This is a genomic window from Kitasatospora sp. NPDC034533 (assembly GCF_055575155.1).
In genome coordinates this window covers 70473-79516 of sequence record NZ_JBVITE010000041.1, presented here as the reverse complement: position 1 = coordinate 79516, position 9044 = coordinate 70473, and the positions used below count along the sequence as shown (strand labels likewise).

At 73.9% G+C, this 9044-nt stretch carries 10 protein-coding genes; 5 read left to right on the top strand and 5 right to left on the bottom strand.

What is annotated here, in order from left to right:
- Nucleotides 1-201 precede the first annotated feature (201 nt).
- Nucleotides 202-1353: a peptidoglycan-binding domain-containing protein gene (locus ACZ55U_RS25630; protein WP_465529344.1), complete on the bottom strand. Its 1152-nt coding sequence runs from the start codon at nucleotides 1351-1353 to the stop codon at nucleotides 202-204.
- A 336-nt stretch (nucleotides 1354-1689) separates the two neighbouring features.
- Between ACZ55U_RS25630 and ACZ55U_RS25625 the strand changes: the two genes are divergently transcribed.
- Nucleotides 1690-3762 carry an MDR family MFS transporter gene (locus ACZ55U_RS25625; protein ID WP_465529342.1) on the top strand — a complete coding sequence of 691 codons (2073 nt, stop codon included), beginning with the start codon at nucleotides 1690-1692 and terminating at the stop codon, nucleotides 3760-3762.
- A gap of 39 nt (nucleotides 3763-3801) precedes the next feature.
- Complete coding sequence (locus ACZ55U_RS25620) at nucleotides 3802-4284, top strand: CYTH domain-containing protein (RefSeq protein WP_465529340.1); 483 nt, start codon at nucleotides 3802-3804, stop codon at nucleotides 4282-4284.
- A gap of 191 nt (nucleotides 4285-4475) precedes the next feature.
- Here ACZ55U_RS25620 and ACZ55U_RS25615 read toward each other — a convergent pair whose 3' ends face one another.
- Nucleotides 4476-4667 carry a hypothetical protein gene (locus ACZ55U_RS25615; protein WP_465529338.1) on the bottom strand — a complete coding sequence of 64 codons (192 nt, stop codon included), beginning with the start codon at nucleotides 4665-4667 and terminating at the stop codon, nucleotides 4476-4478.
- A 175-nt stretch (nucleotides 4668-4842) separates the two neighbouring features.
- On the opposite strand from ACZ55U_RS25615, the gene ACZ55U_RS25610 reads away from it, so the two are divergent.
- From ACZ55U_RS25610 to ACZ55U_RS25600, 3 genes are all read left to right on the top strand, one after another.
- Nucleotides 4843-5169, top strand: a complete 327-nt coding sequence (locus tag ACZ55U_RS25610) for an antibiotic biosynthesis monooxygenase family protein (RefSeq protein WP_465529336.1) — start codon at nucleotides 4843-4845, stop codon at nucleotides 5167-5169.
- 218 nt (nucleotides 5170-5387) lie between these two features.
- The gene (locus ACZ55U_RS25605; protein WP_465529334.1) at nucleotides 5388-5768 is read left to right on the top strand and encodes a hypothetical protein; all 381 of its coding nucleotides are present in this window, start codon (nucleotides 5388-5390) and stop codon (nucleotides 5766-5768) included.
- 3 nt (nucleotides 5769-5771) lie between these two features.
- Nucleotides 5772-6383, top strand: a complete 612-nt coding sequence (locus ACZ55U_RS25600; RefSeq protein WP_465529332.1) for a hypothetical protein — start codon at nucleotides 5772-5774, stop codon at nucleotides 6381-6383.
- Between the two features lie 87 nt (nucleotides 6384-6470).
- Here the strand turns inward: ACZ55U_RS25600 and ACZ55U_RS25595 are convergent, their stop codons facing one another.
- From ACZ55U_RS25595 to ACZ55U_RS25585, 3 genes are all read right to left on the bottom strand, one after another.
- Nucleotides 6471-7337: a LysR family transcriptional regulator gene (locus tag ACZ55U_RS25595; protein ID WP_465529330.1), complete on the bottom strand. Its 867-nt coding sequence runs from the start codon at nucleotides 7335-7337 to the stop codon at nucleotides 6471-6473.
- 69 nt (nucleotides 7338-7406) lie between these two features.
- Nucleotides 7407-8315: an RNA polymerase sigma-70 factor gene (locus ACZ55U_RS25590; RefSeq protein ID WP_465529329.1), complete on the bottom strand. Its 909-nt coding sequence runs from the start codon at nucleotides 8313-8315 to the stop codon at nucleotides 7407-7409.
- 130 nt (nucleotides 8316-8445) lie between these two features.
- On the bottom strand, nucleotides 8446-8886 hold the full coding sequence (locus tag ACZ55U_RS25585) for an NUDIX hydrolase (protein ID WP_465529327.1): 441 nt from the start codon (nucleotides 8884-8886) through the stop codon (nucleotides 8446-8448).
- Between the last annotated feature and the right edge of the window lie 158 nt (nucleotides 8887-9044).

Sequence of the window (9044 nt, the reverse complement as noted above, 5' to 3'; positions counted from 1 at the left end):
ACCATCGAGGGCAACCGACTGAAAGCCATACCCGGCGTCTCTGGGCCTCAGGACCATACGACTGGCCCGTCCAACCCATCAACAACGTAGGACCGGCTGACGGGTCGGCGGGGCCGGGGACGGGCGGAGGCGGCCGCCCGTCCCCGGTCGTTTCCGTCAGCATCCCGGGCGCAGCGGGTCCGGGGTCAGCGGGGTCCGGGTTCAGCAGCCCGGGTCGGAGGCCAGGGCCGCCTGGCTCTCGGGGCCGTAGACCCCGTTCTCGTCCTTGATCCCGTTCTTGTGCTGGTAGTTCCTGAGTACCGTCCGGGTCCAGAAGTCGAAGACGCCGCTGACGATCGACTTGTCGACGGCTCCGCAGGAGGCGGCGTACAGGCGCTGCTGCATGGCCCGGACGTCGGGCCCGCTGTCGCCGAGCTGGAGCGTCCGGGAGGACTGGGCCGGGCTGGGCGCGGCCGGCGGACTGGGGACCGGGTCGGGCGTCTGGACCGGGGCGGCCTGCGGCGGCGCGGCGGTCGGGGTGGGGGTGGGGGTGGGCGTCCGGGTCGGGCTCGGCTTGTGGGTGGGGCTGGGCGTCGGGCTCGGCGCCTCGCTGGTCGGTGGAGCCGGGTCGGTGGTGGCGGGCGCCGCCGCGCTGGGCGGGTCCACCGGTGCGGGTGCCAGGGTCGTCGTCGGCAGCGGCTGGGCCTGCTTGGCCGGCTCGCCGGAGGGCGTCACCGCGTACGCGAGGCCGATGGTGAGCGCCACCAGGGCGGCGCCGACGCCGGCGAGCAGCCCCTTGCGCCGGGCGAGCGGGGCTCGCCCGGCCTGTTCGGCCGCCCGTCTGGCGGCCCGGCCGCCGGTGGCGGGCCCGGGCGCGTCCGGGGCCTGCCCGACCGGGAAGAGGCCGATCTCGCCGCCCGGCGCCGGTGCCGGGCGCGGTGGTGGCGGCTGCGGCGGCTGCGCGCCCGGGTACGCGCCCGAGTCCGTCACCGGAGGCACCGGCGGAAGCACGGCGGTGGCGTAGGCGTCGGCGTCCGGCCCGAGCGGGCCCCGCCCCGGACTGACCGGCGGCAGCACGGTGGTGGCGTACGCGTCCGCGTCCGGTCCCAGCGGGGGAACGGGCGGCGGCCCGGGCACGGCGGGCTGCCCCGGGGCGACCGGCGGCAGCACCGCGGTCGCGAACGGGTCCACCAGCGGCGCCCCCGCAGGGGACTGGTCGGCCACCTGACCGGCGGCCTGCGAGACGTACGGACGGACCAGCGGCGGGCCCTCGGTGTGGGGGAGCACGGCGGTCTCGGTGAGGCTCGGGTCCGGGACGCAGCCGCACCCGGCGGAGCGTGCGGTGCCGCACGTCGGGCAGTGCTGGTCCGGCATCGGCCGGTCCTCCTCGGTGTCGCGTCGGCTTTCGCTGGCGGTCGTGCGCGGCGTCCGGCCGGGGGTCGTTCGTTCGGTCCACGGTCCGGGCGCCCGATCGCGCCTGATTATGCAGGACCGTCCGAGGGGTGGACAGGGGCGTCCGCCCCTCGGCGGGGCCGTCGTGCCGCCCGGTGCCGGCCGACTCCTCGGAGAACGCCCGGAGCGCGGCGGTTGTCCCCGGCGCTTACGCTCGGCTCAAACCGATGGAACGAATCGGGACGAACCGGACCCGGCGCGGTGAGCAGGGAGACGCCATGATGCCGACGGAGACGCCATGACGCCCAGGGACACGCCATGACGGAGCCGCGTGCCGCGTCCGGCCGGAGCCCGGTGGGCGAGCCCGGCCCGCCGGCGGTCACCGTGCCCAACCTCTGGGTGCCGATCGGCGCCCTGCTGCTGGCGATGCTGCTCGCCGCCCTCGACCAGACCATCGTCTCCACCGCGCTGCCGACCATCGTCAGCGACCTCGGCGGCCTCGACCACCTCTCCTGGGTCGTCACCGCCTACCTGCTGGCCTCCACCGCCGCCACCCCGCTGTGGGGCAAGCTCGGCGACATGTACGGCCGGAAGCGCTTCTTCCAGGCCTCCATCGTGATCTTCCTGCTCGGCTCGGTGCTGTGCGGGATCGCCCAGAACATGGGCGAGCTGATCGCCTTCCGCGCGCTCCAGGGCCTGGGCGGCGGCGGGCTGATGGTGCTCTCCCAGGCGATCGTCGGCGACCTCGTGGCGCCCCGGGACCGGGGCCGCTACCAGGGCCTGTTCGGCGCCGTGTTCGGGGTCACCAGCGTGCTCGGGCCGCTGCTCGGCGGGCTGTTCGTCGACCACCTCAGCTGGCGCTGGGTGTTCTACATCAACCTGCCGATCGGCATCGTCGCCCTGGTGGTGATCGCGGCGGTGCTGCACGGGCTGGAGGTCCGCCGGCAGCACCGGATCGACTACCTCGGCACCGCGCTGATCGCCGCCGTCGCGACCTGCCTGGTGCTGATGACCTCACTCGGCGGAACCACCTGGGCCTGGACCTCCTGGCAGATCATCGGCCTCGGGGTGCTCGGCCTGGTGCTGCTGCTCGCCTTCGTCCTGGTGGAGCGGAGGGCGGCGGAGCCGGTGCTGCCGCTGCGGCTGTTCCGCTCCCGGACGTTCAGCCTGGTCGCGGTGATCTCCTTCGTGATCGGCTTCGCGATGTTCGGCGCGCTCACCTACCTGCCGACCTTCCTCCAGGTGGTCCAGCAGGTCTCGCCCACCCTGTCCGGCATCCACATGCTGCCGATGGTGCTCGGCATGCTGCTCACCTCGATCGGCTCCGGACAGATCGTCGCCCGCACCGGCCGCTACCGCGTCTTCCCGATCGCCGGGACGGCCGTGACCACCGTCGGTCTGCTGCTGCTCTCCCGGCTGGACGAGCACAGCGGCACGGCCGAGATGAGCGCCTACTTCCTGGTCTTCGGCCTCGGGCTGGGCCTGGTGATGCAGGTGCTGGTGCTGATCGTGCAGAACTCGGTGGGCTACGAGGACCTCGGCGTGGCCACCGCGGGGGCCACCTTCTTCCGCTCCATCGGGGCCTCCTTCGGCGTCTCCGTCTTCGGGACGATCTTCGCCAGTGGGCTGCGCGGCCGGCTCGCCGACGCCCTGGCGGGGGTGCCGCTGCCGCCCGGCTTCCGGCCGGAGGTCATCACCTCCGACCCGCGGGTCATCCCGCACCTGCCGGCCGCCGTCCAGCCCGGGGTCTACCACGCGTACGCCGAGTCGATCACCCGGGTGTTCCTGTACGCGGTGCCGGTCGCGGTGGTCGCGTTCGTCCTGTCGCTGTTCCTGCGCGAACAGAAACTGCGCTCCACCGTCACCGCGCCGGACCTCAGCGAGTCCATCGGCTTCAACCCGGTGGAGCGCACCTCGCTGGACGAGATCGCCCGCGCGCTGTCGGTGCTGAACAGCCGCGAGGCCCGGCGCGACCTCTTCCGGCGGATCACCGCGACCGCCGGGCTGGACCTGCTGCCCGCCTCCAGCTGGCTGCTGCTCCAGATGCACCAGCACGGCTCGGTGGAACCGGCCGAACTGGCCGAGCGGCGGATCGTCCCGGTCTCCGTCATCGAGGACGCCGTCCGGGAGGTGGAGGGCCGGGGGCTGGCGGTCCGCTCCGGCGGACTGCCGATGCGGCTCACCGAACCGGGGGAGGAGGCGGCACTGCGGCTGGTCGCCGCCCGTCGCACCCAACTCGCCGCACTGCTGGGGGACTGGGACGAACAGCGGTACGCCGACCTCGCCGGGGTGCTGAACCGGCTCAGCTCCTCGCTCTGCGCGGACCTCCGGGACCGGCCGGACCAGGAGGGGGCGCAGGGGCCGTACCGTGGGGAGGGGCGGTCGTTCTGAACGGCCCGGGGGCCGGTCGACCGGGAAGGGTGGTGCGGCATGCCGCTCGAAATCGAGCGCAAGTTCCTGCTGGGCGCCTTCGAACCGCCGCGGACGGCGGTGCGCGAGCGCATCGAACAGGGGTACATCGCGATCAAGGAGGACGGCACGGAGGTGCGGCTGCGCCGGATCGGCGGCAGCCACGTCCTCGGCGTCAAGCGGCGCGCCTCCTCCTCGGCGGGCTCACCGGCCCGGATCGAGGTGGAACGCGACCTGGAGGAGCGGGAGTTCACCGAACTCTGGCCGGCCACCGAGGGCGCCCGGGTGGTCAAGGACCGCTACACCTTCGAGGCGTCCGGTGTCGTCGTCCACGTCGACGTCTACCAGGGCGGGTTGGCCGGACTGCGCACCGCCGAGGTCGAGTTCGCCACGGAGGACGAGGCGGCGGCCTTCTCGGCGCCGGACTGGTTCGGCACCGAGATCACCGGCGTGAAGGCCTACAAGAACCAGACCCTGGCGACCGAGGGGCTTCCCAAGTCCTGACGTTCCCAAGGACGTTGTGCCCCCAGATCGGCCGGGGGGGGGGGGGGGGGGGGGGGGGGGGGGGGGGGGGGGGGGGCTGGGGGGGGGGGGGGGGGGAGCGCCCCCCCCCCCCCCCCCCTCTCCCCCCCCCCCCCCTCCCCCGCCCCCCCCCCCCCCCCCCCCCCCCCCCCCCCCCGGTCCGTTGCTCGCGGCTACTGCTGGCCCTCGATCTCGTCCCCGAGATCGTCCAGGTTCTGCTGGCCCTGCTGCTGCCCTTGCTGCTGACCCTGGGCGGCCTTCTGCTGCTCGTCCTGCTGCTGTTGCGGCTGCTGCTGGCCGAGGCGCTGCTTGGCCTCCTCCGCGGCCTGCTTCGCCTTGTCCTGGAACTTGTCGCCGATACCCATGACCACTCCCCTGTCGTTTGGGTTCTGGGCTCTACCTCCAGGCTTGCATCCCGCCCGCGTCCCTGCACGTCGGCGCCTCACCACCCACCGTGACCGGCGGCGCCCCGCGAACCGCCCGGCCGTGAGGTGTAGCAGACTGCTGCCCGTAGGCAGTCACCGGAGCAGAAGGAGCAGCATGTCCGTCGTCAAGATCAACGTCCTGACCGTGCCCGCCGAGCAGCGGGAGGTGCTGGAGCAGCGCTTCGCCTCCCGCGCCGGCGCGGTGGAGAACTCGGACGGCTTCGAGTGGTTCGAGCTGCTCCGCCCGGTCGAGGGCACCGACCAGTACCTCGTCTACACCCGGTGGCGCAGCGAGGAGGACTTCAAGGCCTGGATGGAGGGCCCGATGAAGTCGGCCCACCAGCACGGCCCCTCCGGTGAGGCCCCCCAGCGCCCGGCAGCCAGCGGCTCCACCCTCTGGTCCTTCGAGGTCGTCCAGTCGGCGGGCCCCAAGGGCGCCTAGCGTCGGCCTGCCGGTCGGCGCGCACGCGCGGACGGCGCGGACACGTTTCGGGCCCTTCCCGTCGGGGAGGGCCCGATGTGTCGATCGGGGTCGGACCGTGAGTGCGTCGCGTGACGGTTGACGCGGTGAGCGTGGCACCGTGTGGCGCCCGCGCGATATGTTGACAGGCAGTCAGCTTCGGGTCGGGGTAGAAGGAAGCCGGGATGTCTCACTGGGCGATGGCGGTCTACGGCCTGGTGGGCGGCCTCCTCGTCTCGCTGCTGACGTTCTTCCGCGTGGTCCAGTCGAAGCGGTGCTGGCCGTGGGAGGTGCCCGGTGGGACGAAGCTGTCGATCTACATCGCCGCGGAGATCGCCCGGACGCTGATCGGGGCGGGTGTCGCGTGGGCGGTCTCCATGGCCGGCCCGTTCAGTGCTTTCGGGGCGGTCATCGCCGGTGCGGGAGCCCCGGCGATCCTTGACAAGTGGCAGAACTCGGCGAAGGACTCGGAACTTTCGGACGTCGGATCGCTGATCCGGTCGATTCCGGCCCAGGAGCCGGGTGCCGAGTCCCAGGCCGTGGTCATCAGTTCTTCGGTAGTCGGTGATGGGGGTGTCTGAACTGTGAATCGAGAATTCTTCGAGGCGTTGACGCACGGCGGTGCCAGTTATTGTCCGGAGCCGCGCGGGGTGTCCGACGGCGGTGCGGCGCGAAAGTTCTGGGGCGCCCTCACCCACTCCGGCCCCAGCTACACCCCGGCCCCGGCCCGCGAGGCCGCCGCCCGCAGGGAGGACCGAAGCCGGGCGGAGCGCGAGCTGGCCGAGGCGTTCTCGCGCTGGAAGGCCGCCACGCGTGACGCGGAAGCGTCGATGAAGAGCATGGAGGCGGCCGGCAGCGTGGAGGACCGGCGGGTGTTCTTCGACGCCTGCGTCCAGGCGCTGGAGCGCGTCGCCCTGATCGCCGAAGAGGAGCTGTCTCCGGTGCTGCGGGCCTCCTACGGGGCGGCGCACCCCTTCGACTTCCTGAACCGCCGCGTCCTGGGAAAGTGCCTCAAGCTCACGCTCGAATGCGCGGAGAAGTCCACCAGGCTCGCCTCCGTCCTGAAGGAGGCGGAGGAGCTGGTCATGGCCGGGGACGTGGCGGCCGAGAACAGCGTGCGGGCCGCGTACGTGGAGTTCAGCTCGATTCCGGATCGCCGGATGGGGCATTTCTCGCACCTCGCCGGAGCGGCGTAGCCGAGCCCGAGCCCCGGTCTCCGTGCCGCGGTCGTGTGCCCCGGGTTCGGGGAACCCCGGGGCACGCTGTCGTACGGGGCCCGGCGCTCAGCCGGCGGGAGCGGGGCGGAGGCCGGGGAGCGGGGCGCGGTCGGCACGCCAGAGGAGGCGCAGACGCAGCGGCGGGGGGTCGAGGGGGAGGCGGGCGAGGGTGCCGGCGGTGAGCTGGTCCCCGACGGCGGAGGCGGGGAGGAGGGCGATGCCCAGGCCCTGTTCGGCGCAGGCGCGGGTGACGGGGACGGCGCCGGTCCGCAGGCGCCGGACGTGGTGGCCCAGGAGGCACTCGCCGGCCAGGCGGTAGGAGCAGCCGGGGGCGTCGACCAGGAGGCGGTGGCCGCGCAGGTGTTCGGGGCCGAGGGCGGCTGCGCCGGCGAGCGGATGGGTGGGGGCGGCGACCAGGGCGAGGGGGACGTCCTGGAGGTCGAGGTGGTCGAGCGGGGCGGGCGGCAGGGGGAAGCCGAGGGCGCCGAGCGGTCCGGGGGAGTCGAGGACGAGGGCGGCTTCCAGGGCCCCGGCCGCGACGCCGTCGAGCAGGACGTCACGGCCGGGCTCGGTGCGCGGCGATACGTCCAGGTCCGGCCGGCGGTCGGTGAGGCGGGCCCGGACGGCCGGGAGGTGGGCGGCGACGGCCGCCAGGACGCCGAGGCGCAGGCGGGTCCGGGGGACGGCGACCTCGCGGCGGGCCTGCTCGGCCTGGCCGAGGAGCCGATGGGACCACGGGAGCAGCCGTTCCCCGGCGGGGGTGAGCGTCAGGCCGGGCCTGGTCCGCTCGAACAGGTCGGTGCCGAGGCTGAGTTCGAGGGTGCGGACCTGCTCGGACACCGAGGACGGGGTGAGCCCGAGCGCCACCGCCGCGCCGGTGACGGTGCGGTGGGCGGCGACGGCCTCGAAGACGCGCAACTGACGTAGTTCCACTGGCTCCCCCGAACGCCTGCGTTCCCGGTGCTGCCGGACAGCGTACGGGGGCGGAGGGGTGGAGGGGCCTCAGAGGGTCACCGGCGTCTCCCGCTCCATGTGGGTCAGCTTCTCGGGGTTGCGCACCGAGTAGATGCCGGTGATCAGCCCCTCGTCGATCCGCATCGCCAGCACCAGGTCGAGTTCCCCGTTCATCCGCACCAGCAGCGCCGGGTGCCCGTTGACCTGGGTGGGTTCGGTCGTCGCCAGCGAACGCCACGCGGCCACTCCGGCGGCCAGCAGGCGGCCGACCCGGTCGGCGCCGACGACGGGCCGGGGTACGGCGTGCTTGACGCCGCCGCCGTCGCTCAGGACGACCACGTCGGGGGCGAGCAGGTCCAGCAGCTGCTGCAGGTCGCCCGTGTCGACGGCCCGTTGGAAGGCGGCGATGGCGGTGCGGGCCTCCTCGGCCGAGACGGTGCCGCGCGGCCGGCGCGCGGCGACGTGGGCCCGCGCCCGGTGGGCGATCTGACGGACCGCGACCGGAGTCTTGTCGACCGCCTCCGCGATCTCCTCGTACCCGAGGCCGAACACCTCGCGCAGCACGAACACCGCCCGCTCGGTGGGCGCGAGGGTCTCCAGGACCATCATCATCGCCATCGAGAGGCTGTCCGCCAGCTCGACCTGCTCGGCCACGTCCGGGGAGGTGAGCAGTGGTTCGGGCAGCCACGGGCCGACGTAGGACTCCCTGCGCCGGCCGATCGTGCGCAGCCGTCCGAGTGCCTGTCGGGTGGTGATCCGGACCAGGTAGGCGCGTCGGTCGCGGACGGTGGCGAGGTCGACGGAGGCCCAGCGCAGCCAGGTCTCCTGGAGGACGTCCTCGGCGTCCACCGCCGAGCCCAGCATCTCGTAGGCGACGGTGAACAGCAGGTTGCGATGGGCGACGAACGCCTCGGTGGCCGGGTCGGCGCGGTGGCCGTCCGTGTGTTCGCTGCTCATCCCTGGTCTCCCTCCGTACGGCCGTTGCCTCCCACAGGACGCCGGAGGCCGCCGATCCGTGACAGGCCGCGACGTGAGACGTGCGTCACACGGCGGCGGGCTGTCCGACCCGGGGCGCCGCCGCCCCGCCCTAACCGGCGAGCAGGCCGTCCAGGTACTCCCGCACCGGCGGGAACATCGGGAACGGCACGTACTCGGCCAGCTCGGAGCGGGAGGCCCAGACCACCCGGTCCAGTTCGTCGGAGTCCATCACCATGGCGGTGCCGCCGACCACCTCGCAGGCGGTGTACGACATCCGCCGCCCGTTCTGCGGATGCACCCGCTCGCCGAGGACCCTGGCGGCGGCCACCCGCAGCCCGGTCTCCTCGGCGGTCTCGCGGACGGCCGCGGCCTCGGGCGACTCCCCGGGCTCCACCTCGCCGGCCGGGAACTGCCAGGACAGCTCGCCCTCGGCGATCCGCCGCCGCACCATCAGCACCCGGCCGTCCTTGACGACGACCGCGACGGCGACGGCGGGGAGGTGCTCGCCCGGGTTCCGCCCGGCGTTCTGATCGGTGTTCTGCTCGGTCATCGCGCTGCTCCTGGAGTCCTCGAAGGGGAGTGTCCCGCCTCCGATGGTGCCGGAGCGGGCGCGCCCCGGAGCGCAGGCGCCGGTGCGCGCCGGGGCGCGTCGGCGGAACCCCACCGCGGTGGTGCCGCTGCTCCCGCCCGCGGCGAACGTCTGCGTTC

Excerpts from the sequence above, each read along its gene's own strand:
- ACZ55U_RS25630 (WP_465529344.1), bottom strand. The coding sequence starts at position 1,353 with ATGCCGGACCAGCACTGCCCGACGTGCGGCACCGCACGCTCCGCCGGG.
- ACZ55U_RS25625 (WP_465529342.1), top strand. The coding sequence starts at position 1,690 with ATGACGGAGCCGCGTGCCGCGTCCGGCCGGAGCCCGGTGGGCGAGCCC.
- ACZ55U_RS25620 (WP_465529340.1), top strand. The coding sequence starts at position 3,802 with ATGCCGCTCGAAATCGAGCGCAAGTTCCTGCTGGGCGCCTTCGAACCG.
- ACZ55U_RS25615 (WP_465529338.1), bottom strand. The coding sequence starts at position 4,667 with ATGGGTATCGGCGACAAGTTCCAGGACAAGGCGAAGCAGGCCGCGGAG.
- ACZ55U_RS25610 (WP_465529336.1), top strand. The coding sequence starts at position 4,843 with ATGTCCGTCGTCAAGATCAACGTCCTGACCGTGCCCGCCGAGCAGCGG.
- ACZ55U_RS25605 (WP_465529334.1), top strand. The coding sequence starts at position 5,388 with ATGGCGGTCTACGGCCTGGTGGGCGGCCTCCTCGTCTCGCTGCTGACG.
- ACZ55U_RS25590 (WP_465529329.1), bottom strand. The coding sequence starts at position 8,315 with ATGAGCAGCGAACACACGGACGGCCACCGCGCCGACCCGGCCACCGAG.
- ACZ55U_RS25585 (WP_465529327.1), bottom strand. The coding sequence starts at position 8,886 with ATGACCGAGCAGAACACCGATCAGAACGCCGGGCGGAACCCGGGCGAG.